We start from the raw sequence: 21,163 nt of genomic DNA, 5'->3' as shown, positions 1-21,163 counted from the left end.
AAGCGTGGCATATTATTTTATAGCGTGCCACGCTAAATCAAACTCTCCTTCCAACGCATTATTAATCAGTTGCTTATAGACCTTATTGACAGGGAAATTAATGAGTTTAGATAGCTCATCACCTGTTTGAGTAAATTTGTAATAGCTTAATACCAAATCACTACTCTTTGCTTTTAACGTTACTTTTTGCGATAAAAATGAAAGGGTAAGTTCTTGCCCCGCTTTAAGCACTGCAGATTCAATTTCTTTTCTATACAGTAAATTAAGATCCATGAGCGTTAAAATATCAGGAAAGCTAATACCCGTTTTTCCTAAATTTAAAGATACTTTATTGCCTTTTCGTAGCAAATCAAACAACGATGGTTTTTTGTAAAAGCCGAGTAATATAAAGTGGCTGTCGTCTTTTTCGTTATAGCCTGAGAGCGACACACATTTTTGCAAAGAGTCTGCTTCTCGCTGTGTCATATGCTTTAAAGTTTGTAGGCTTTTAATTGAAAACGTACCAGGATTGAGTGTTTCTCCTGTTAAAATTTTTGCCCATAAAATTTGCATTGATTCATTAGAAGTATCTTCACACAGAGCTATAAAATGCTCTACCCAATCAACATCGGGCTGTTTACTACTTGCTACATCAGGGCAAAATCCCATAGCCACTGCTAAAATTGATTCTATATTTTGTTGTTGTTTAATGAGTAATAAATCTTGGCGCTTTTGAGCGCGAGCTAAAACAGAGTTTTCACTGTTGATATGATAAAGCGGCTTAATTTTGCCCTTAATATCGTAACTTTGCTCGTTAGTAGGTAGTACACCGTTACTACCTACTTTTGTTATAGGGTAACCAAGCAAGGACTCGATGATGTTGGCAAGATTAATTCTCGCCTGTGCTGTTTTGACTGTCATGACTGTGCATTATCCTTTGTGGATCACTAAGCTGTGCAACAGTTTGAAGGTTATTTAAACCCAGTGAAACTGTATTACTGAGTACGTACTCGCTCAAAATTGCAGTGTAACCAGATATTAAAGGAGCAGTTGTTTGACCTTTAATATTACATATTAACGTAACTATACCGTTTTGCTCGCTAAGGTTAAAAGTGCCTCTAATAATATGCTCAGCATTTAAAAGTATGTTGAAGCTGACTTTATTTTGGCTTACCGAAGTTATGATCATTTCACCATACCCCCATTTTCCTTTCCAAGACTGATGAGCCCCTAGGCCAGAACTGGGTTCGCCCAAAGTAAAACGTATGCTGGGGTCTACTTTTTCCCATGGAGACCATTTTTGCCATTGGCTAAAGTCGGTGATAAGCGGCTTTATTACTTTAAGATTGGCATTAATTTCGATTGTTTTATTTACACTATAACTTTGAGGCAGTATTAGCCCTACCAGTGCCAATACTAATAGTAATAACAGTACGCATTTGATTAATATTTTTAATGGTTTAATAAGCACACCTTTTATTAGTTTTTCAAGTTGAAATACAACAACTTTTTATTAATCGACTATAGTATGAATTAGATTATAAACCAAAAATAATTTATTGATTGCTACTTAGGAGAGCGAATGTCGTCAGATCAAAACGATTTTTTATTTTTTGAACAAGATTTTGAAGACGATGCTGTTGTTGAGCAGACTAAGTTTTGGGATATTTTAATTGTTGATGACGAACCTGAGATTCATTCTGTAACAAAATTAGCTTTGTCTGGCGTTGAGTTTTTAGGGGCTGGCTTGCGATTTCACGATGCTTATTCGGGTGCAGAAGCAATAGAAGTGCTAGCTAAAAATAAAAATATTTCGGTTATTTTTTTAGACGTTGTTATGGAAACTGACGATGCCGGTTTGCAGGTTGTAAAAAGGGTGCGTGACGAATTAAATAATCAACATGTAAGAATTATTTTAAGAACAGGGCAAGCAGGTATTACACCAGAAGAAAAAGTAATACGAGAATACGACATAAATGACTATAAAACGAAAACAGAGCTGACTCGTTCTAAGTTAGTAACTTCGCTTATAACCGCTATTCGCTCATACGAGCAGGTATGTCAGCTTGAATATCAAAGTGATGCAATGAACACGATTGTTTCAGCATCAAAGTCTATTTTAGGACTTACTGATGTTAAGCAATTATGCAAAGAAATCATCAAGCACATGAGTATTATTTTAAAATGTTCACCTAGAGGGCTTGTTTGCAGTAAGTTAGATGGCGATGATTTTATTCAGGTCTTAGGTGGTTGCGGGCATTACGAAAGCTATTTTGGTAAAAAATTAATTAATGTTGATAGCAAAGTATTTGAACAAGTTGAGTCGTGTTTTGGTTTGTCAAAGCACCAACACATAGACTCAAGTTCAACATTTATATTAAAAAGTAAGCATCGAAAAGCGGCTTTATATATAGAGTGCGACCACATTCCCTTACAAGCACAGCTACAATTTGCTGAAATTTTCTTAACTAATGTAAGTGTAGCACTTGATAACATAAGGTTATTTGTAAAGTTAAGAGATGCTGCTTATAAAGATGTGCTTACTGGTATTTCAAATCGTACTAACTTTATTGAGCGTGTGGTGAGTTATCAAAAGCCACACGTGAACGATCATGTATTTGTATTACTTGATGTAGTTAATTTTGCAGATATTAATAACGGCTTAGGGCAAGAGGTCGGCAATAAAGTATTAATTGGCATTGTGCAAAGGTTAAGAGAAAATTACCCAACAGCTAAATTACTATCACGTATTGGCGCTGATGTTTTTGGTTTTATTATTCGCCAAGACGAATTTGACTTAAAAAAGTTGAATGAGCAATTAGGTATTTCATTTTACGCAGAAGAACATTTACTCCCTATCGATTTTAGAGTGGGCTTATGCCAACAACAAGACTTTCAAAGTAGCGGTATTGATACACTGAAAGTTGCTTATATTGCACTTGACCAAGCTAAAAAAGCAAAGCATAAAGAAGGTGTTTATTACAATATTGATATGCAAGATAAGATGGCTTGGCGGATAGGGATCATTAGGCAGTTACGTCATGACTTTGCTCGAAATAAATTAGAGGTATGGTACCAACCTCAACTTTCACTAGATGACTTATCACTAATTGGATGTGAGGCATTATTACGCTGGCCGGCAGGTGATGGCGTGTATATATCGCCGGCTGTGTTTGTGCCACTTGCAGAGGATGCGGGCTTAATTGTTGATATAGGGCAGTGGGTATTAGAACAAGCTTGCCAACAGCAAAAGCGCCTAGAAAATATGGGCACAGAAATTTGTATTGCAGTTAATGTTTCTGTTCCACAGTTTAAAGTAAAAGGTTATGCGCAAACTGTTAAAAATACATTGTTAAAATATGGTGTTAAGCCAAAAAACATAGAATTAGAAATCACCGAGAGCGTAGTAATGGATGAGCTGGAAACGGTTATTAGTACGCTAAGCGAGCTAAAAGAACTCGGAATGGAAGTTGCTATTGATGACTTTGGTACTGGTTTTTCGTCGCTGAGTTACATTCAAAGTTTACCTTTGGATCGGTTGAAAATAGATCGTGCATTTATTAAAGATTTATCAAATGACGACACTGGCGCTATTGCTGCCTTAGTTATATCACTTGGTGCTAAGTTGGGCTTAAAAACAATTGCTGAAGGGGTCGAAACACAAGAGCAAGCCCAGTTCTTAAAAAATTTAGGATGCGATGAAGTACAAGGTTTTATGTATGCTAAACCCATGCCTGAAAATGAATTAATAGAATTTATAAATAAACGCTAAAAAGATTAACTTATTATTTAAGCTAATGAACGATTTAGAATTTAAGGCGCGATATGCTTTGACTACTTTGTATATATAAACAATTTAGTAGGGTATAATTCGCGCCTTTTGTTATTCTACGGCCACAATTATGAGCACACTCAAAGCTAAGCGCGCCTTATTTTCATACCCTAAATACTGGGCTGAATGTTATGGCACCGCGCCATTTTTACCAACTACACGTGAAGAAATGGATGCACTTGGCTGGGATAGCTGCGACATAATAATAATTAGTGGCGACGCGTACGTCGATCATCCTAGTTTTGGTATGGCGGTAATTGGCCGTGTACTTGAAGCGCAAGGCTTTAGAGTGGGGATTATTGCCCAGCCAGCATGGGACTCTAAAGATGCATTTATGGAACTAGGCAGACCGAATTTATTTTTTGGTGTAACAGCTGGCAACATGGATTCGATGATCAATCGCTATACAGCTGAAAAGCGTATGCGCCACGATGATGCTTACACGCCAGATAACGTAGGTGGTAAACGTCCAGATCGCGCCGTAATGATTTACTCGCAAAAATGCCGTGAAGCATACAAAGGTATCCCAATTGTTATTGGCGGTATTGAAGCGAGTCTTCGTCGTATAGCTCATTACGACTATTGGCAAGAAAAAGTACGTCGTAGTATTTTGTTTGATGCAAAAGCTGATATTTTAATTTACGGTAACGCAGAGCGTCCGTTAGTTGAAGTTGCACACCGTATTGCCGCAGGCGAAACAATGGATACTATTCAAGATATTCGCGGCACGGCTGTTATCAGAAAAGAACCTTTACCAGGTTGGCGTGGAAGTGACTCCACCGCTATAGATAAAATTGGTAAAATCGACCCTATTCCAAATCCATACGGCGCTGATGATGTTGGCTGTAGTAAATCTGAATTTAAACAAGCGGGTATAGACTTAAAGGCAGAAGCTGCAAAACCGATTATGGTTCAGCCTGCGCGACCTAAGCCATGGGAAAAAACTTACGTTAAGTTACCTGCTTATGAGCAAGTAAGTGTTAACAAACCCTTATACGCCCACGCTTCGCGTATTCTACATCAAGAAACAAATCCTGGTTGTGCAAGAGCACTGTTTCAGCGACACGGCGATCGTTCTATTTGGGTAAACCCGCCAGCATACCCATTAGAAACACATGAGATGGATGCTGTGTTTGGTTTACCGTATCAGCGTATTCCTCACCCAAGTTACGGCGACTCTAAAATTCCTGCTTACGACATGATAAAAACGTCAGTTAATATTATGCGCGGCTGTTTTGGAGGTTGTTCGTTTTGCTCAATTACGGAGCATGAAGGGCGTATTATTCAAAGTCGTTCGCAAGAATCAATTATTGAAGAAATTGAACAGATTAGAGATAAGGTACCCGGTTTTACTGGTGTTATCTCTGATTTAGGTGGCCCAACGGCAAATATGTATAAACTGCGTTGTACTAGCAAAAAGGCAGAAAGTACCTGTAGACGTTTATCATGTGTGTATCCTGAAATTTGTAAGCATATGGATACAGATCATACGCCAACAATAGACTTATACAAAAAAGCACGTGAAGTTAAGGGTATCAAAAAGGTATTGATTGCTTCTGGTGTTCGTTACGACTTAGCTGTACGCGACCCGCGTTACGTTAAAGAATTAGTAACGCATCATGTAGGTGGCTACTTAAAAATAGCGCCAGAGCATACAGAAGATGGTCCATTATCAAAAATGATGAAACCAGGTATGGGGGCGTACGATCAATTTAAAGAATTATTTGATAAGTACTCTAAAGAAGCCGGTAAAAAGCAGTATTTAATTCCTTACTTTATATCTGCTCACCCAGGGACAAAAGATGAAGACATGGTAAACATGGCTTTATGGCTTAAATCAAACGACTTTAAGCTTGATCAGGTACAAAATTTTTACCCATCACCGATGGCTAATGCGACGACTATTTACCACACAGAAATGAACTCTTTACGTAATATAAAAAACAATACAGAAGTTGTTCCAGTACCTAAAGGTGCTCGCCAACGTAGATTACATAAAGCTATTTTACGCTACCATGATGCAGCAGGTTGGCCGATGATACGTGAAGCACTGCGTAAAATGGGTAAAGCTAATTTAATTGGTAAAGGGCCTAACTGTTTAGTGCCTGAAGAAGGGCGTGATGAAAAAGCAGGTAAAGGCGGACGTCCTGCACTAACGCGACATACCGGTTTTAGCCAATTTAAAAAGGCAAACACTAAACCAAAAGTAGGCGGTAATCGTCAAAGTACACGTTAGTGATTCAATCTAATAACAACTAGTAGATTAGTTTAATTACGCTAAGGTTTTTTAAAACCTTTTTAATACGTAAATTAAGTAAACCTTGCTCTTTATTATCTATATTATTGTAGGTGATAAAGAGCGAGCTTTTAGAAACCCCTCTTGAGATAGCACATATTTAGTGCCTATATACTTGCAGTTAGTTTTTTCTTAAAACGTTGATGATAACCACAAACGTAATTTAAGTGACCATAACGGCTGAATGCCTGTTAGCCCTTGCGTCATTTTATTATCTTTTAAGATTATATAAGATGGCGTGACTTGCCCTTGCCAATCGGCAAATATCTCACCGTGTTGATCGTTGACAGTGGTAAAACTGTAGCCATGATCATTTAGATACTCATGTAGTTTTTGATCCGAGCCTGATTTTATTGCGATGCTCACGACAGGGTAGTTATTCTCGTTTGCGAGTTCGTTTATGGAAGGGGAGGTAATGCTACAAATAGGGCACCAAGTTCCCCAAAAATAGACAAGTGTTGGTTTATCTTGGCCCATTGCTGACAAATCAATGTTTTGCCCTTTATAATCTATTAATTGTAATTGAGGATTTGCTGGCATAACAGGTTGTCGCCACCAATTTACAGCGTTATAAATTACGAAAAATATGAAACCATATATCAACACACTTTTTAATATTGATAGGCCTTTTTGTTTTGGCGTTTTTTTAGGTGTGTCTTTTTTATTTTTGATATCCGTTGTCATAGTTGCAGCTTTACCCTAAGTGTTTTTTACTTTAGTTATTTGCAAAGGTTTCTAATTTAAACCAGCAACCAAGTAGCAGTACCTAAAAAGGCGAATATACCCACAATATCTGTCACCGTGGTTAGCACCACACTCCCTGCAAGTGCTGGGTCTATATTCATTCTTTTAAGAATAATAGGGATACTCGCACCAGCAACACCTGCCACCACTAAGTTCATAAACATAGCGAAGGCGAGTACGCCACCAAGCATAAAATCCCATTGCCATAGGGCAATAACACCTGCTATTAACAACGACCACAAAACACCGTTTAACGCGCCAATAGCAAGCTCTTTCATCATTAAAAAGCGTTGGTTAGTTTGATTTATATGGCCTACCGCAATACCACGAATAACAAGCGTTAATGATTGGCTACCTGCAACACCGCCCATAGAAGGGACAATACCGTTAAGTACAGCTAAAATAGGTAAAACATCTAAAGTGCCTTCAAAAAAGCTAGCTACAAAAGCAGCTGCAAGTGCAGTTAGTAAGTTGACACCTAACCAAACTGAGCGTTTTTTAGAGCTTTTTAGTACTGGCGCAAAGGTATCTTCTTCATCATCAAGGCCGGCTAAGCCCAATAAACTATGCTCAGCATCTTCTCGGATTACGTCAACGATGTCATCGATAGTGACACGGCCAAGGAGCTGATCGTTATCATCGACTACGGGGGCCGATATCCAATTATGACGTTCAAATAATTGCGCGACTTCACTTTCATCCATTGAGATTGGAATGGATTCACAATCTTCATCCATTAAATCGCGAACAATCTTTTCTGGCGGGTTAGTTAATAATGTACTCAGCGATAAAGCGCCTATAAAGCAGTTATGCTTATCAACAACGTACAAGTCATCGGTACCTTCTGGTAACTCGCCACGTAGCCTAATATACCTAAGTACAACATCAAGCGTAACATCAGGGCGAATGGTCACCGTATCGGTGTTCATTAGCGCGCCAGCAGAACGCTCTTGATACGAAAGTGCTTGTGTTGCACGCTCACGGTCTTGAATGTCCATCGCGCTAACAACGTCTTTATAAACGGTGTCTGGCAGACTACGTAATACTTCACCTAAGTCATCGTGGCCCATATCTTCGGTTGCGGCTGCAATGTGCTTAGGTTCCATTTGGGCAATAATGCCTAAACGAACATCTTCTGATAGTTCTTCAAGAACATCACCTTGCACATCAGGATCAACCAACTGCCAAAGGAGTCGGCGAATTTTATGTGGTGATGATTCTAATAATAATGCGGTATCACAAGGAGCTGTTTTTGCGAGCATGCGCCTAACTTGAACAAATTGACCACTATTGAGTGACTTAGTCACCTGTTTTAGTTGCTGTAGTGGGTAATCTTGTTCAAAAGCTTCAGGCATTGGCGTCCTTTATAAATTTTTATATTACTTTATGGGGAGAGGTGAGTTAACTGGCGTCACTAACCGTATTTATTTTATATATCTGTTTTAGTTGGGGCATTAGTAATGCGAGCATTATTTTTATAACTGTTTATTCTTGTTCATTAAAACGTTGTGCTATTAATTCTCCAACAGCATGTAAAGCTTGCTCAGAATCGGGGCCTTTACATACAACTTTTACTTCTTTGCCTTGGCTACTTTCAAGTAACATTAATGCAAGTACGCTATCGCCTGCAGCTTCTTTGTCATCTTGAAATAATGTAATTGTCGCATCAAACTGCACTGCCAATTGGGCAAGCACTGTGGCTGCTCTGGCGTGCAATCCTAATTTGTTTTTTATTAAAAAAGTGTCTTCACAATGCATAACTTACTCTACCTAAGCTGAACAGGTGATTATTCAGCTATATTATTTTTCTTGTTCGCGATGGCGAATTTTCACATTGGGATGTGTCATTGCAAAACTTTCACCGATAGTTTGCGCTAAATATACAGAGCGATGTTGTCCGCCTGTACACCCAATGGCAATGGTTAAATAACTGCGGTTATTTCGCTCTAAGTGCGGTAACCATGTTTGTACAAATGTTTGAATTTGCCATGTGAATTTTTGCACTATGCTGTGATTGGCCAAATAATCTTTAACAGGTTGATCTAACCCATTTAAAGGTTTTAATTCAGGTTCCCAATGTGGATTGGGTAAAAAGCGTGCATCAAATACGTAATCTGCTTCTTTTGGTATACCGTATTTAAAACCAAACGATTCAAACGTGACAATCAGTTGCTTATCTTTTTTACCTAAAATCTTTTCACGAATAGATTCAGCAAGTTGATGAACGCTTAAATCAGTTGTATCTATCATAAAGTCGGCGCGGGTGATTAATACATCAAGTAATTCTTTTTCTTTTTTGATGGCTAAATCAAGAGGCAACGAGTCAATTGATAGTGGGTGTAATCTACGAGTTTCAGAAAAACGTTTGATCAATGTTTGATCGTCGCTATCTAAATAAAATAAAGTAGGTTTTGCAAAGCCAGGCAAGTATTCAAGAATATCGTTAAATTCATCTTGTTGCTTAGGGATGTTACGCACATCAATGCTAACAGCAATTTTATCATAGCTATCAGACACACTGCGAACTAATGAAGGAAGCAAGTTAACTGGAATATTATCTACGCAATAATAACCTAAATCTTCTACAACGCGTAAAGCAACCGACTTTCCAGAACCAGAGCGGCCGCTTATGATAATTAACTCCATTTAACACCCTTTATAAAACTATGATTGATTGACAATAACTTGGTAAAGCTCAGTATCTGATTTTGCACTGCGTAACTGTTTACAAAAATCTTTGTTGTTTAGTTTATCAGCAATGGTTGCTAGAGTCTTTAAGTGCTGCTGGTTATCGCCATCTGGTACGATGAGTGCGACGAAAATATCAACAGGGCGATTATCGATTGCATCAAAATTTATTGGAGTTTCGCTAACGAGTACTAAAGCCAAAGGCTCTTCTGCACCGCTCATTCTTCCATGAGGAATGGCAATGCCACGCCCTATACCTGTACTACCGAGTTTCTCTCTGCTCATTAAAGCATTAAGAATATCTTGTTGCGGTAAATACGGAAGTTTGTCGTGAGCAAGTTCGCTAATGAACTCTAAAATTCTTTTTTTGCTATTAAAAAGGACCGCAGCTTTGCTGCAGTCCTGGCATATAAGTGAGCTTAATTTCATCATATTAGTGTCGAGCAAGCTTCTCTTTGTGTTTAATTACTTGTCGATCGAGCTTGTCGATCAACGAGTCAATGGCGGCATACATATCTTGATGTTCTGTAGAGGCAAATAGCTCAGCACCGCTTACGTGTATGGTGGCTTCTGCTTTTTGATTTAATTTTTCTACATCGAGAATGACATGAACATTATTAATATGATCAGAGTGTCTTTCTAGCTTCGCAAATTTGGTATTAATATAGTCTCTTAGTGAATCGGTTAATTCTACGTGACGACCAGTTAAGTTTAGTTGCATAAGCATTACCCTCTTTTTTTGCGTCTTAAATCAAACTTTTACGTTGATTTGACGGTGGAATAGCCAGAGATTCGCGGTATTTTGCGATTGTACGTCTCGCTACTTTAATTCCTTGCTCAGCCAATATATCCGCTATTTTGCTATCACTCAATGGTTTTGCTGAATTTTCTGCTGCGATTAATTTTCGGATAAGCGCACGGATTGCTGTAGATGAACATTCACCACCGTTTTCGGTGCTTACATGGCTTGAGAAAAAATATTTAAGCTCAAATATACCACGGGGTGTGTGCATATACTTTTGGGTTGTTACGCGCGAAATTGTTGATTCGTGCATTTCTACCATTTCAGCAACATCATTTAAAACCATTGGTTTCATGGCTTCAGGACCGTGTTCAAAAAAGCCTTGTTGTTGCTTAACAATACAATTTGTTACTTTTAATAGCGTGTCGTTTCTACTTTCTAAGCTTTTAATAAACCATTTAGCTTCTTGTAAATGCGAGCGAATAAACTGGCTGTCACCACTGGATTTTACAGTGCGAGACATTGCCGCGTATTGGCTATTAACACGAATTTTAGGCATGCTGTCTGGGTTTAACTCAACAACCCAGCGGCCTTTGATTTTTTTAACTGACACATCAGGAATAACATACTCAGATTCTTCTCTTACAATAGTATCTGCAGGTTTAGGGCTAAGAGTATGTATTAATGTCATTACTTCTTTAAGCTCTTCTTCTTTGAGCTTAGTTTTCTTCATTAATGTACGATAGTCACGAGCAGCTAATAAATCAATATGCTCGGTTAAAATCATTTTTGTTTCATTAATGTAAGGTGTTTCTTTATCAAACTGGTTTAGCTGAATACACAAACACTCTTGTAAACTACGTGCAGCAATACCAACAGGATCAAACAGTTGGATGCGTTTTAATACAGCTTCAATTTCATCAAGTTCGACTTCGTTATCATCTTCGTTTTCTTGATTAAAGCTTTCTAAAATCTCTTCGCAGCTTAGTGTTAAAATACCTGAATCATCGACGGCTTCTACAATAGCAATAGCAATAGCTTCGTCTGTAGGGCTAAATGGCGTTAGTTGTAACTGCCACATTAAATACTCATGGAGCGTTTCAGTAGAGGCGCCTTGGTATATTGATTCGTCTTCAGGCATCGGACCCGATGATGCTGCTGGGGCGGCACTCATGTACTCATCCCAACTAACATCCATAGCCATGTCGTCACTTAGCGTGTCTTTTGCAAGTGCTTCACCACTATCTTGTTCGTATTCGCTTGGAGCATCATCGGCAGATGCGCTAACAGTTATGTCATCTGTATCTGCTTTTTGCTCGTTTTTACCTGCAGCGTCTTCTGAATAGTCTGCTTCTTCAACCTCTAATAGCGGGTTGCTGTCGAGAGCTTCTTGTATTTCTTGCTGGAGATCCAATGTACTGAGTTGCAACAAACGAATAGCTTGTTGCAGCTGTGGAGTCATTGTAAGTTGCTGGCCCATGCGCAGCTGTAGTGATTGCCTCATGTATCTCTAACAATCCTTTTATGTTGTTATAATTAATACTAGCAGATGCTTAAAGACATGGCGTAAATGTTACAGCCTAAATTGCTCGCCTAAGTAAACATCGCGTACTGTTTTATCATTTAATACGTGTTCTGGAGTACCTGATGCAATCAGCTCCCCATGAGAAACAATGTAGGCTTTTTCACAAACATCAAGGGTTTCTCTTACGTTATGATCGGTAATTAATACACCAATCCCACGATTTTTAAGATGTTCTATTATTTTCTTTATGTCTAACACCGAAATCGGGTCAACACCTGCAAATGGTTCATCCAGTAATATAAATTTAGGATCTGCTGCCAGCGCACGTGCTATTTCAACACGACGACGTTCGCCACCTGACAATGCCATGCCTTGGCTATCACGAATGTGTTGTATGCTAAATTCATCTAATAATTTATCGAGAGTGTCTTCTCTAGCTTGTTTATTTAACTCTTTGCGCGTTTCTAAAATGGCCATTAAGTTTTGATAAACAGTCAGCTTTCTGAATATTGAAGACTCTTGCGGTAAGTAGCCAATGCCTAATCTAGCACGACTATGCATAGGTAAAAGAGTAATATCGTTATCGTCTATCGATATTTTACCTTTGTCGCTAGGTACAAGTCCTACTATCATATAAAACGTGGTGGTTTTACCTGCGCCGTTAGGGCCAAGTAAGCCAACAATACTGCCAGCTTTGACTTCAAGGCCGACGTTTTTTACAACTTCACGGCCTTTATAGCTCTTTGCTAATAGCTCTGCTTTTAATGTGCTCATGGTTGACCTTTGTCGCTTTTTTTACTTTTTTTAGTCTCGATTGGCACTAAAATTGTGTGAACGCGGTCAGTTGAGTTTTCATCTTTTTCGGCACTGATTAGCTGCTGCTCTATATCGTAGGTAATGCTTTTAGCATTTATTTTTTGTCCCGCTTGCGATACTTGTGCATTACCAACAAGCGTTAAAAAACGCTTAGATACATCATAACGTACTTCGTCAGCACTGGCGCTCATAGTCGTGCCATCTGATTGCTTTTCTTCAAAGTGCGCAGGGCTACCTGTAGCAATTAATAATTGTTTATTATCACCAAGTTCATCGCGTTTATGTACTTCTAAGCGGTCGGCTGTGATACGGCGATTACCGTGAATAATTTCAACGTTTTTCTCAAAAATCCCGACATTAGCTTTTAATTGACCTTCTTGCTTATCGGCGCTTATTGAAATTTGATTTGCAGTCGGTTGCGTGTTTTGCTCTGCAGCACTACTATTAAACGCTAGTATAAGTGTAGGAATAATAAGTGATTTTAATATTTTATTGGTCATAATATATGGTTCGCGTATGGTTAATTAGTTTTATCACTTCGGTTTTTAAGTCGGCTTCTAGGCCTTTACCAGTGATTTTTAAATTGGGTCCAGTGATGATAACGGGTTGCTCCGAACGCATTGTTAATAGCTTTATATCTACCTGAATATTATCAGCATTGATTTTGTCTATCATGGCGTTATCGGTTAAGTTTTTGGCAACCACATTGCCTTCTAAAATTAATTGTTTGTCTTCGTATAATGTTGCTTCGTCTGCATTTATTTGCCACGTTTGCTTTTCGTTATATAAAGTAAAAATAGGTTTTTCAAAAAACGTAAAACCTAATTGTTGATATAGCTCCATTTTAGCCGCAGTGACTTTGTGACTAATTTTACCTTGTTCGTCATAGGCTGTTTGTTTGAGTTCTATGGCTATGTAATCAGGCTTGGCAATAACTTCAGGCTCAGTCTGAGGCACAATATTTGTTTGTGTAAAATAAGGGTACCAAAGCCAAACCATACAGCTAATGAATAAAACGCTTAATATTATGCGCGCTGCATTCATGAACTAGTGCCTTGTGTAGTCAATGCTTTACCATTTTCAAGCATAAGTAAGTCGGTGAGCTCTCTTACTGCACCAAAGCCGCCAGGCATTTGCGTTACATAGTGTGATAAACGTTTAATAAGTGGATGGGCATCATTTACTGCAACAGCAAAGCCGACTAATTCCATAACGGGCATGTCAGGACCATCATCACCGATATAAGCAATTTGTTCATCGCTAAGGTTGAGTTTGTCTTTTAATTCTTGATAGGCAATGAGCTTATTTTCTTGGCCTTGATAAATATGCTGTACGGTTAAGCTGCTCATACGTTGTTGCACTATTTGTGAATGACGACCAGTAATTACAGCCACTTCAAAGCCACTGTTTATAAGCGCTTTAATGCCAAAACCATCTTTTGTATTAAATGCTTTTAGCTCTTCACCTTGATTACCAAGATAAATACGGCCATCAGAAAATACACCATCAATATCGCATATAAGTAGCTTTACTTTTTTAGCGCGTGCTTTTGCATCATCGCTCAGCGGTTGATAGAGTTCTTCAAATTGCATTTATAATACTCCTGCTTTTAATAGGTCTTGCATGTTTAATGCGCCAATAGGTTGGTTTTTCTCATTGACGACGATTAAGCCATTTATACGTTTGTGTTCCATAATGTTAAGCGCTTCAGCGGCTAAAATATCTTGTGTAGCCGTAGTACATGACTTAGTCATAACAACATCTATTTGTGTTGTATGAATATCAATTCTTTGCTCTAAAATACGACGCAAATCGCCATCGGTAAATAATCCCACGAGCTGCTGATTTTCATCAACAATGGCTGTCATACCTAAACCTTTAGCAGACATTTCAATGAGGGCGTCTTTAACTGTTTGTGAAACGCTAATAATAGGTGTATTTGCGCCGCTGTGCATAACATCTTTTAAAGTAAGTAATAAACGCTTGCCTAAACTACCACCTGGGTGAGATAGCGCGAAGTCATCAGCTGTAAACCCGCGAGCTTCTAATAATGCAACTGCCATGGCATCGCCCATCGCAAGCGTTGCAGTGGTACTTGATGTAGGAGCTAGACCCAATGAACAGGCTTCTTTTTCTACTTTAATACACACATGTACATTAGCAAGGGTCGCCATGGTTGATTGCGTATTGCCAGTCATCGCTATCATTTTGGCACCAAGTCGTTTTAAAACCGGAATGATATTTAAAACTTCGCTGGTCTCCCCTGAATTGGAAATAAGCATAACCACGTCATTTTTAGTGATCATACCTAAATCACCATGACTTGCTTCACCAGGGTGAACAAAAAATGCTGGACTGCCAGTACTTGCAAGGGTTGCCGCTATTTTATTGCCAATATGACCTGACTTACCCATACCAATGACAATAATACGGCCTTCGCAGTCGTACATTAATTGGCACGCGTTATGAAAGTTTTCATCTACATATTGTGCAATATCACTAAGTGCTTGGCGCTCAACATCTAAAACGCGAAGGCCTTGTTCAATAAAATTTAGCGTTGCCATCATTTACCCTACTTGACTAAAAATATACCCTTGGTAACCCAAAAACGCTATTAGCAATAAGCCGCCTTCTACTCTATTGATACGTTGGGTGCCTCTAAAGTTCAATGACATAATAATAAGAGCAAGTGTTGCGCCAATCATAATTAATACGTCTCGGCTTACTAATGATGGGTCAATGGCAGAAGGGTTAATAATACCGGCAAGTGGTAATACCGCTAGAATATTAAATATGTTTGAGCCAACAATATTACCTAGTGCTAAATCATCTTCATTTTTAAGTACACCTGCAACCGAAGCGGCAAGTTCAGGCAAACTAGTACCGATGGCAATAATTGTTAAGCCAATGACTAGGTCGCTTAAGCCGAAGTATTTAGCAATATCGACAGCCGAACCTATTAAAAAATGAGAGCTAACAGGTAGGAGTATCATGCCGACAACTAACCAAAATACCGCTTTTTTCGTAGGTACATCGTTAGGTACGTCGTCGCAGGCTTCTGAGACAAATGGATCATCTTGGTTTTTCGCACGCATAGATACAATAATTAACCCACCGATGAATACGATAAAGCCAACCAAAAGTGCAACACCTTCATTAAATGAAAAGTAGTTATCTGAGAACACATACCAAGTAGCTAAAGATACGAGCATCACTAATGGCATTTCACGTTTTAACGTACTAGATGAAACTGAAAGAGGGCGAAATAGAGCAGTGATACCTAACACAAGTAAAATGTTTGTAATATTAGAGCCAACAGCATTGCCAACCGCTGTGTCGGTTTTGTTAGCCAGAGCGGCAGAGGCTGAAACCATCATTTCGGGTGCTGAAGAGCCCATAGCTACCACGGTTAGACCAACAATAAGTGTAGGTACACCAAAGTTTTTAGCAAGAGCCGCAGCGCCATAAACAAACCTGTCTGCACTCCAAACAAGAGCTGCAAAACCAAGAATTAAAATAACAAACGAGGTAACCATTGTGTTAAGCCAGTTATACAAAATACGGATGGCGCGAATAGTAACAAAAGCCAAGATGAAAGTATAAATAAAAGAGTAAGGTCAACTAGGTAACAATGCTGCTTTTAAACAGCTAATTTAAAAATTTAAGCCGGGGTTAAGCTGTTTTGAGCGAGTCTTATAATCCTTTTCATGGATGTATTACAAAATCTTACGAATTGTTTTTTCCATCTTTGACAAAAAAGCTTTAAAATAGGTGCACTAGTGAACATTTTTATGGAGAGCGACTTGTCGCAATCAATAGTAGAAGTCAAGGATGTTAGCTTTTCGAGAGGCAATAGAACTATATATAAAAATATGAGTTTTAGCGTTCCTAAAGGTAAAATTACTGCGATCATGGGGCCAAGCGGAATTGGCAAAACCACTATGTTGCGTTTAATTGGTGGTCAGCTTAAACCAGATTCAGGTGATATTTTATTTGAAGGTGGCAGCATCCCTAAAATGTCTCGTAAAGAGTTATACGAAGCACGTACTAAAATGAGCATGCTTTTTCAAAGTGGTGCGCTGTTTACTGATATGTCGGTATTTGACAATATTGCGTTTCCTATAAGAGAGCACACAAAGCTAAGTGAAGACCTTATTCGATTAGTTGTATTAATGAAATTGCAAGCGGTTGGGCTACGTGGCGCTAAAGATTTAATGCCCTCTGAGTTATCGGGCGGTATGGCAAGACGTGCTGCACTTGCGCGCGCTATAGCACTTGATCCAGAGCTAATCATGTACGATGAACCATTTGCAGGACAAGACCCTATTTCGATGGGCGTATTGGTTAAGCTAATTAAGTCGCTTAACGAAGTATTGAGTTTATCGTCTTTAATTGTGACACACGATGTGACAGAGGTAATGAGTATTGCCGATCACGTTATAATTATCGCCGATCAAGGTGTAATTGGTTGTGGTACTCCTGATGAAATGCGCAATCATGAATCTCCTTTAGTTCAACAGTTTTTAAAAGGCTTGTCGGATGGTCCAGTACCATTTCATTTTCCGGCTCAAGCTTATGCAGATGAACTGCTTGGAGAAAAAGCATAATGTTGGATTTATTTCAAAAGCTAGGGCATAAAACGCTAGGACGTTTTGCGGCTCTTGGCCGTTCGGCTTATATGCTGTTTAGTGCGCTTGCGCATGTTCCTAATTTTAAAAAAGGCACACCGTTACTTGTTCGCCAACTTTATATGGTGGGTTCGCAATCGTTACTCATTATCATGGTGTCGGGTTTGTTTATCGGCATGGTATTGGCTTTACAAGGTTACACCGTATTAGTTGGTTATGGCGCTGAGGATAGTTTAGGGCCGTTAGTGGCACTGAGTTTATTGCGAGAACTGGGCCCAGTTGTTACTGCATTACTATTTGCAGGACGCGCAGGTAGCGCATTGACTGCTGAAATTGGCTTAATGAAAGCAACAGAGCAACTTTCATCACTTGAGATGATGGCAATCGATCCGCTAAAACGTATTATTGCACCGCGCTTTTGGGCGGGTTTTATAAGCATGCCATTGCTTGCATTGATATTTTCAGCCGTAGCAATCATAGGCGCTCATTTAGTGGGTGTAGATTGGCTGGGGGTTGATACAGGTAGTTTTTGGTCAATCATGCAATCACAAGTGTCGTTTCAGCAAGACATACTAAACGGTATTATTAAGAGTTTTGTATTTGCCATAGTGGTGACCTGGATTGCGCTTTATAAAGGATATGACTGTGTGCCGACCTCAGAAGGGATCAGCAAAGCAACCACCGAAACGGTTGTTCATTCGTCATTAGCAGTTTTAGGTTTTGACTTTATTTTGACAGCGGTAATGTTTACCAGCTAATAGGGTATAGATAATGAATTCACGGAAATTAGAAATTTTAGTTGGTTTTTTTGTAGCACTTGGCATTTTAGCTTTTGCAATGCTTGCACTTAAAGTTGCCAATTCAGGTATTAGTGGCTCTGGCGAAACATATACGCTTAATGCCAAGTTTGAAAACATCGGCTCGTTAAAAGCGCGTGCACCGGTAAAAGTAGGTGGTGTTGTAATTGGTCGTGTTGAATCAATTTATGTTCACCCACAAGAATTTTTACCAGTCGTTAATATGACTATTGATGCACAGTACTTATGTCGCTTTTCAGACACAAGCTCAATTTCTATTTTAACGTCGGGTATTTTAGGTGAGCAGTACTTAGGTATTCACCCTGTCATTTCTCCAGATTCGGCTAAACAACGTTGTTTAGGCGAAACAGTGACTGAAAACAAGCAAGATGAAGCAATTGACGATTTATTTGGTGTGGAAAGTAAAGCACTAGGTGATGGCGATTCAATTACTGATACTAAGTCTGCCATTGTACTTGAAGAATTAATCGGGCAGTTTTTATTCAACCAAGGTAGTGAGTAATTATTATGTTGAAAAAGTTTTTAGCTATTGTAGCAATTGGCACAATGACGCTAACTCAAAGCGTAAGTGCAGCAGATGTTAAATTGGTTGATCCAAATAAAATGGTACGCCAAGTTGCCGATAATACATTTGCACGTATTAAAAAAGATCAGCCATTAATTGTTAAAAATCAAGAGCATCTTCGCGTAATCGTTGAAGAAGAATTAATGCCTTATATCGACTACAAATATGCAGCACTTCGCGTACTAGGTAGTGAAGTATCTAAAGTACGTGCAATTACCGACGAAGCTGAAAAAGCCAAAGCAATTAAAGAAATTCAACGCTTTATTGGTGTTTTTAGAGAGTATTTAGTTGCTACTTATGCAGGTGTATTCACTCAATATACAAACCAAAAAGTTGAGTTTGGTGCAGAACAAGCATTTAAAGGCAAAGATGTCGTTGTCGTTAAAACTAAAATTATTGAAGATGGTAAACCTGATATCAGAATCGATTTTAAAGTACGCGAAGACCGTGACGGTGAATGGCGCGCGTACGATATGATTGCTGAAGGTATTAGTTTACTAGATGCAAAACAAAGTGAGCTACAAGGTATTTTGCGTCAGCAAGGTATTGATAATGTAAGTAACCTTTTAGAGCAAAAGAGTCAGCTACCAGTTCAGTTTAGAGGCAGTAACTCGAATGACTAAATTGGCAATAAGCCAAGTTGATGGACAACATTTTCGAGTAAACGGTGAGCTTACTCGAAATTCAATTGGCGATGAACAGCTTCTGAACAACAAGCTATTAACCAAGCATAAAATCATCTATTTCGACCTAAGTGGTGTATCTAGGGTTGACACAGCGGGCTTAGCTTGGTTAATTCACTCTTTTGCAGAATTAAAGCAGCAAGGCATTCGCCTTGAATTGCAAAACCTACCTGAGCAATTGCAAAATTTAATGCAATTGGGTCAGGTTACAACCCTATTTGAGTGAGAGTTATGGAAACTAGCCAAGTCGAAACATTATTACGCGAAGAACTTCAATTAGCTGAAGTACATGTAAAAGCCAATGGTAGTCATTATGAAGTTGTTGCAGTAGGTGAATGCTTTGACGGTTTAAGCCGAGTTAAAAAGCAGCAGCTAGTTTATGGCCCATTAATGAATACAATTTCAGATGGCACAATTCACGCAGTATCTATTCGTGCATTTACTCCTGTAGAGTGGAAGCGTGAACAAAAATTTATTTTACCGCAATAAATAGGGCCTCTTAATGGATCAATTTGTAATTCAAGGTGGTACTTCACTTGCTGGTGAAGTGACTATTTCTGGCGCTAAAAATGCCGCACTTCCTATTTTGTTTGCTTCATTATTAGCTGATGGAAAAAGTACATTTACTAATGTACCGCGCCTTCGCGATATAGTGACCACTGAAGCCTTATTAAAAACTCTAGGCGCTGAAGTTAATTGGCACGGCGATACGCTAGTGATTGACGGCGCAACGGTTAATAAAACATTAGCGCCATACGACTTAGTTAAGCAAATGCGTGCCTCTGTACTTGCATTAGGCCCTTTAGTTGCACGTTTTGGTGAAGCTCAAGTGTCTTTACCTGGTGGGTGTGCTATTGGTGCTCGCCCTGTTGATATACATATTCAAGGTTTGGAGCGCATGGGCGCACAAATAAACGTTGAAAATGGTTATATTAATGCCAAGGTAAACGGTCGCTTAAAAGGCGCTGAAATCTTTATGGAAATGGTAAGCGTAGGCGCTACCGAAAATCTATTGATGGCAGCTGCCCTCGCTGATGGTAAAACCATACTTGATAATGCTGCACGCGAGCCCGAAATAATTGATTTAGCTAACTGCTTAATTGCTATGGGCGCTAAAATTACGGGTGCAGGCACTAGCCGCATTGAAGTTGAAGGCGTTGAGCGTTTAGCAGGCTGTGAGCACAGCATTTTACCAGACAGAATAGAAACAGGTACATTTTTAGTCGCTGCAGCAATGGCAGGAGGTGAAGTACTTTGTAAAAACACTGACTTTCATTCTCTTGAGCCTGTGATTGAAAAATTACGCGCAACAAATGCACACTTAGAAGTACATAACGACAGTATTTATCTTGATATGCGTGGCCGAGAACTGAGAGCCGTGAATATTAAAACAGCTCCACACCCAGGTTTTCCTACGGATATGCAAGCTCAGTTTACAGCATTAAATGTAGTAGCAAATGGTAGTGCAACGATTACGGAAACGATTTTTGAAAACCGTTTTATGCATGTACCTGAGTTGCAGCGTATGGGCGCTAATATTCGTTTAGAAGGGCATACCGCAATTTGTGGTGAGACTGAGAGCCTAACGGGCGCGCAAGTGATGGCAACCGACCTACGCGCTTCAGCTAGCTTAATCTTAACGGGTATAGTGGCACAGGGTGAAACGGTTGTTGACCGTATTTATCACGTTGATAGAGGCTATCAGCGCATTGAAGATAAGCTAAGTGCGTTGGGTGCAAATATTAAACGTCGAAGTAGTTAAGTAGATATTTAACTAGCTAAGCTATTTTAAAAAGGTCGGATACGCAAATTGCTATCCGACCTTTTTATTGACGATGTATGAAAGT

The 21,163-nt window shown here is 39.1% G+C and carries 24 protein-coding genes; 9 read left to right on the top strand and 15 right to left on the bottom strand.

The annotated features are described in order from the left end of the window. Positions 1–12 precede the first annotated feature (12 nt). Together AAEY68_RS09205 and AAEY68_RS09200 are read right to left on the bottom strand one after the other, a co-directional pair. Positions 13–900 carry a TIGR03899 family protein gene (locus AAEY68_RS09205; protein WP_024590186.1) on the bottom strand — a complete coding sequence of 296 codons (888 nt, stop codon included), beginning with the start codon at positions 898–900 and terminating at the stop codon, positions 13–15. Further along, the gene (locus AAEY68_RS09200; protein ID WP_007580289.1) at positions 869–1,450 is read right to left on the bottom strand and encodes an SRPBCC family protein; all 582 of its coding nucleotides are present in this window, start codon (positions 1,448–1,450) and stop codon (positions 869–871) included. Before AAEY68_RS09200 ends, AAEY68_RS09205 begins: the two co-directional genes overlap by 32 nt. Before the next feature lie 111 nt (positions 1,451–1,561). On the opposite strand from AAEY68_RS09200, the gene AAEY68_RS09195 reads away from it, so the two are divergent. Together AAEY68_RS09195 and AAEY68_RS09190 are read left to right on the top strand one after the other, a co-directional pair. After that, positions 1,562–3,751, top strand: coding sequence for a bifunctional diguanylate cyclase/phosphodiesterase (locus AAEY68_RS09195; protein ID WP_350585846.1), 2,190 nt, complete (start codon positions 1,562–1,564; stop codon positions 3,749–3,751). 130 nt (positions 3,752–3,881) lie between these two features. Next, positions 3,882–6,047 carry a YgiQ family radical SAM protein gene (locus tag AAEY68_RS09190; protein ID WP_350585845.1) on the top strand — a complete coding sequence of 722 codons (2,166 nt, stop codon included), beginning with the start codon at positions 3,882–3,884 and terminating at the stop codon, positions 6,045–6,047. Between the two features lie 192 nt (positions 6,048–6,239). On the opposite strand, the gene AAEY68_RS09185 is transcribed toward AAEY68_RS09190, so the two are convergent. The 13 genes from AAEY68_RS09185 to AAEY68_RS09125 form a co-directional block, all read right to left on the bottom strand. Further along, on the bottom strand, positions 6,240–6,791 hold the full coding sequence (locus AAEY68_RS09185) for a protein disulfide oxidoreductase (protein WP_350585844.1): 552 nt from the start codon (positions 6,789–6,791) through the stop codon (positions 6,240–6,242). Between the two features lie 56 nt (positions 6,792–6,847). After that, complete coding sequence (mgtE, locus tag AAEY68_RS09180; protein ID WP_010554268.1) at positions 6,848–8,206, bottom strand: magnesium transporter; 1,359 nt, start codon at positions 8,204–8,206, stop codon at positions 6,848–6,850. Between the two features lie 130 nt (positions 8,207–8,336). After that, positions 8,337–8,609: an HPr family phosphocarrier protein gene (locus AAEY68_RS09175; RefSeq protein WP_002957937.1), complete on the bottom strand. Its 273-nt coding sequence runs from the start codon at positions 8,607–8,609 to the stop codon at positions 8,337–8,339. A gap of 42 nt (positions 8,610–8,651) precedes the next feature. Continuing rightward, on the bottom strand, positions 8,652–9,497 hold the full coding sequence (gene rapZ / locus AAEY68_RS09170; RefSeq protein ID WP_010554269.1) for an RNase adapter RapZ: 846 nt from the start codon (positions 9,495–9,497) through the stop codon (positions 8,652–8,654). A gap of 18 nt (positions 9,498–9,515) precedes the next feature. Continuing rightward, positions 9,516–9,968, bottom strand: a complete 453-nt coding sequence (gene ptsN, locus AAEY68_RS09165; protein WP_024590190.1) for a PTS IIA-like nitrogen regulatory protein PtsN — start codon at positions 9,966–9,968, stop codon at positions 9,516–9,518. A 4-nt stretch (positions 9,969–9,972) separates the two neighbouring features. Continuing rightward, complete coding sequence (hpf, locus tag AAEY68_RS09160) at positions 9,973–10,260, bottom strand: ribosome hibernation promoting factor (protein ID WP_007580301.1); 288 nt, start codon at positions 10,258–10,260, stop codon at positions 9,973–9,975. 25 nt (positions 10,261–10,285) lie between these two features. Next, on the bottom strand, positions 10,286–11,785 hold the full coding sequence (locus tag AAEY68_RS09155; protein WP_007580303.1) for an RNA polymerase factor sigma-54: 1,500 nt from the start codon (positions 11,783–11,785) through the stop codon (positions 10,286–10,288). A gap of 69 nt (positions 11,786–11,854) precedes the next feature. Next, positions 11,855–12,580 carry an LPS export ABC transporter ATP-binding protein gene (lptB, locus tag AAEY68_RS09150; protein WP_007580304.1) on the bottom strand — a complete coding sequence of 242 codons (726 nt, stop codon included), beginning with the start codon at positions 12,578–12,580 and terminating at the stop codon, positions 11,855–11,857. After that, entirely contained in the window at positions 12,577–13,122 is a 546-nt protein-coding gene (gene lptA / locus AAEY68_RS09145) for a lipopolysaccharide transport periplasmic protein LptA (RefSeq protein ID WP_007580307.1), read from the bottom strand. The genes lptB and lptA overlap by 4 nt, the downstream gene beginning before the upstream one ends. Next, entirely contained in the window at positions 13,112–13,666 is a 555-nt protein-coding gene (lptC, locus tag AAEY68_RS09140; RefSeq protein WP_007580308.1) for an LPS export ABC transporter periplasmic protein LptC, read from the bottom strand. The genes lptA and lptC overlap by 11 nt, the downstream gene beginning before the upstream one ends. Further along, positions 13,663–14,214: a 3-deoxy-manno-octulosonate-8-phosphatase KdsC gene (gene kdsC / locus AAEY68_RS09135; protein WP_007580311.1), complete on the bottom strand. Its 552-nt coding sequence runs from the start codon at positions 14,212–14,214 to the stop codon at positions 13,663–13,665. Before kdsC ends, lptC begins: the two co-directional genes overlap by 4 nt. Then, a complete protein-coding gene (locus AAEY68_RS09130) occupies positions 14,215–15,186 on the bottom strand; it encodes a KpsF/GutQ family sugar-phosphate isomerase (RefSeq protein WP_007580312.1) in 972 nt (323 codons plus the stop codon). A 3-nt stretch (positions 15,187–15,189) separates the two neighbouring features. Further along, complete coding sequence (locus AAEY68_RS09125; protein WP_024607453.1) at positions 15,190–16,158, bottom strand: calcium/sodium antiporter; 969 nt, start codon at positions 16,156–16,158, stop codon at positions 15,190–15,192. A gap of 255 nt (positions 16,159–16,413) precedes the next feature. Here AAEY68_RS09125 and AAEY68_RS09120 point away from each other — a divergent pair, with 255 nt between their 5' ends. From AAEY68_RS09120 to murA, 7 genes are read left to right on the top strand one after another with little or no spacing between them, the layout of a single operon-like run. Then, a complete protein-coding gene (locus AAEY68_RS09120; protein ID WP_076916424.1) occupies positions 16,414–17,229 on the top strand; it encodes an ATP-binding cassette domain-containing protein in 816 nt (271 codons plus the stop codon). Continuing rightward, positions 17,229–18,008: a lipid asymmetry maintenance ABC transporter permease subunit MlaE gene (gene mlaE / locus AAEY68_RS09115; RefSeq protein ID WP_002957949.1), complete on the top strand. Its 780-nt coding sequence runs from the start codon at positions 17,229–17,231 to the stop codon at positions 18,006–18,008. Before AAEY68_RS09120 ends, mlaE begins: the two co-directional genes overlap by 1 nt. 13 nt (positions 18,009–18,021) lie before the next feature. Beyond that, positions 18,022–18,570, top strand: coding sequence for an outer membrane lipid asymmetry maintenance protein MlaD (gene mlaD / locus AAEY68_RS09110; RefSeq protein WP_002957950.1), 549 nt, complete (start codon positions 18,022–18,024; stop codon positions 18,568–18,570). 5 nt (positions 18,571–18,575) lie between these two features. Further along, entirely contained in the window at positions 18,576–19,256 is a 681-nt protein-coding gene (locus tag AAEY68_RS09105; protein WP_101163629.1) for an MlaC/ttg2D family ABC transporter substrate-binding protein, read from the top strand. Then, the gene (locus tag AAEY68_RS09100) at positions 19,249–19,542 is read left to right on the top strand and encodes an STAS domain-containing protein (RefSeq protein WP_010554274.1); all 294 of its coding nucleotides are present in this window, start codon (positions 19,249–19,251) and stop codon (positions 19,540–19,542) included. Before AAEY68_RS09105 ends, AAEY68_RS09100 begins: the two co-directional genes overlap by 8 nt. Before the next feature lie 5 nt (positions 19,543–19,547). After that, positions 19,548–19,805: a BolA family protein gene (locus AAEY68_RS09095; RefSeq protein WP_002957953.1), complete on the top strand. Its 258-nt coding sequence runs from the start codon at positions 19,548–19,550 to the stop codon at positions 19,803–19,805. A 13-nt stretch (positions 19,806–19,818) separates the two neighbouring features. Continuing rightward, a complete protein-coding gene (gene murA / locus AAEY68_RS09090; protein ID WP_010554275.1) occupies positions 19,819–21,078 on the top strand; it encodes a UDP-N-acetylglucosamine 1-carboxyvinyltransferase in 1,260 nt (419 codons plus the stop codon). The last annotated feature ends 85 nt before the right edge of the window (positions 21,079–21,163 follow it).

The sequence above is a fragment of the Pseudoalteromonas sp. RB2-MNA-CIBAN-0110 genome (genome assembly GCF_040309305.1).
Classification (GTDB): Bacteria; Pseudomonadota; Gammaproteobacteria; order Enterobacterales; family Alteromonadaceae; genus Pseudoalteromonas; species Pseudoalteromonas arctica.
Note: the sequence above shows the minus strand (reverse complement) of the source record. Positions and strands in the feature narration are given on the sequence as shown.

What these genes read in the sequence shown, in the direction of transcription:
- AAEY68_RS09205 (WP_024590186.1), bottom strand. Translation starts at nt 900, where the DNA reads ATGACAGTCAAAACAGCACAGGCGAGAATTAATCTTGCCAACATCATC.
- AAEY68_RS09195 (WP_350585846.1), top strand. Translation starts at nt 1,562, where the DNA reads ATGTCGTCAGATCAAAACGATTTTTTATTTTTTGAACAAGATTTTGAA.
- AAEY68_RS09190 (WP_350585845.1), top strand. Translation starts at nt 3,882, where the DNA reads ATGAGCACACTCAAAGCTAAGCGCGCCTTATTTTCATACCCTAAATAC.
- AAEY68_RS09185 (WP_350585844.1), bottom strand. Translation starts at nt 6,791, where the DNA reads ATGACAACGGATATCAAAAATAAAAAAGACACACCTAAAAAAACGCCA.
- mgtE (WP_010554268.1), bottom strand. Translation starts at nt 8,206, where the DNA reads ATGCCTGAAGCTTTTGAACAAGATTACCCACTACAGCAACTAAAACAG.
- AAEY68_RS09175 (WP_002957937.1), bottom strand. Translation starts at nt 8,609, where the DNA reads ATGCATTGTGAAGACACTTTTTTAATAAAAAACAAATTAGGATTGCAC.
- rapZ (WP_010554269.1), bottom strand. Translation starts at nt 9,497, where the DNA reads ATGGAGTTAATTATCATAAGCGGCCGCTCTGGTTCTGGAAAGTCGGTT.
- ptsN (WP_024590190.1), bottom strand. Translation starts at nt 9,968, where the DNA reads ATGAAATTAAGCTCACTTATATGCCAGGACTGCAGCAAAGCTGCGGTC.
- hpf (WP_007580301.1), bottom strand. Translation starts at nt 10,260, where the DNA reads ATGCAACTAAACTTAACTGGTCGTCACGTAGAATTAACCGATTCACTA.
- AAEY68_RS09155 (WP_007580303.1), bottom strand. Translation starts at nt 11,785, where the DNA reads ATGAGGCAATCACTACAGCTGCGCATGGGCCAGCAACTTACAATGACT.
- lptB (WP_007580304.1), bottom strand. Translation starts at nt 12,580, where the DNA reads ATGAGCACATTAAAAGCAGAGCTATTAGCAAAGAGCTATAAAGGCCGT.
- lptA (WP_007580307.1), bottom strand. Translation starts at nt 13,122, where the DNA reads ATGACCAATAAAATATTAAAATCACTTATTATTCCTACACTTATACTA.
- lptC (WP_007580308.1), bottom strand. Translation starts at nt 13,666, where the DNA reads ATGAATGCAGCGCGCATAATATTAAGCGTTTTATTCATTAGCTGTATG.
- kdsC (WP_007580311.1), bottom strand. Translation starts at nt 14,214, where the DNA reads ATGCAATTTGAAGAACTCTATCAACCGCTGAGCGATGATGCAAAAGCA.
- AAEY68_RS09130 (WP_007580312.1), bottom strand. Translation starts at nt 15,186, where the DNA reads ATGGCAACGCTAAATTTTATTGAACAAGGCCTTCGCGTTTTAGATGTT.
- AAEY68_RS09125 (WP_024607453.1), bottom strand. Translation starts at nt 16,158, where the DNA reads ATGGTTACCTCGTTTGTTATTTTAATTCTTGGTTTTGCAGCTCTTGTT.
- AAEY68_RS09120 (WP_076916424.1), top strand. Translation starts at nt 16,414, where the DNA reads ATGGAGAGCGACTTGTCGCAATCAATAGTAGAAGTCAAGGATGTTAGC.
- mlaE (WP_002957949.1), top strand. Translation starts at nt 17,229, where the DNA reads ATGTTGGATTTATTTCAAAAGCTAGGGCATAAAACGCTAGGACGTTTT.
- mlaD (WP_002957950.1), top strand. Translation starts at nt 18,022, where the DNA reads ATGAATTCACGGAAATTAGAAATTTTAGTTGGTTTTTTTGTAGCACTT.
- AAEY68_RS09105 (WP_101163629.1), top strand. Translation starts at nt 18,576, where the DNA reads ATGTTGAAAAAGTTTTTAGCTATTGTAGCAATTGGCACAATGACGCTA.
- AAEY68_RS09100 (WP_010554274.1), top strand. Translation starts at nt 19,249, where the DNA reads ATGACTAAATTGGCAATAAGCCAAGTTGATGGACAACATTTTCGAGTA.
- AAEY68_RS09095 (WP_002957953.1), top strand. Translation starts at nt 19,548, where the DNA reads ATGGAAACTAGCCAAGTCGAAACATTATTACGCGAAGAACTTCAATTA.
- murA (WP_010554275.1), top strand. Translation starts at nt 19,819, where the DNA reads ATGGATCAATTTGTAATTCAAGGTGGTACTTCACTTGCTGGTGAAGTG.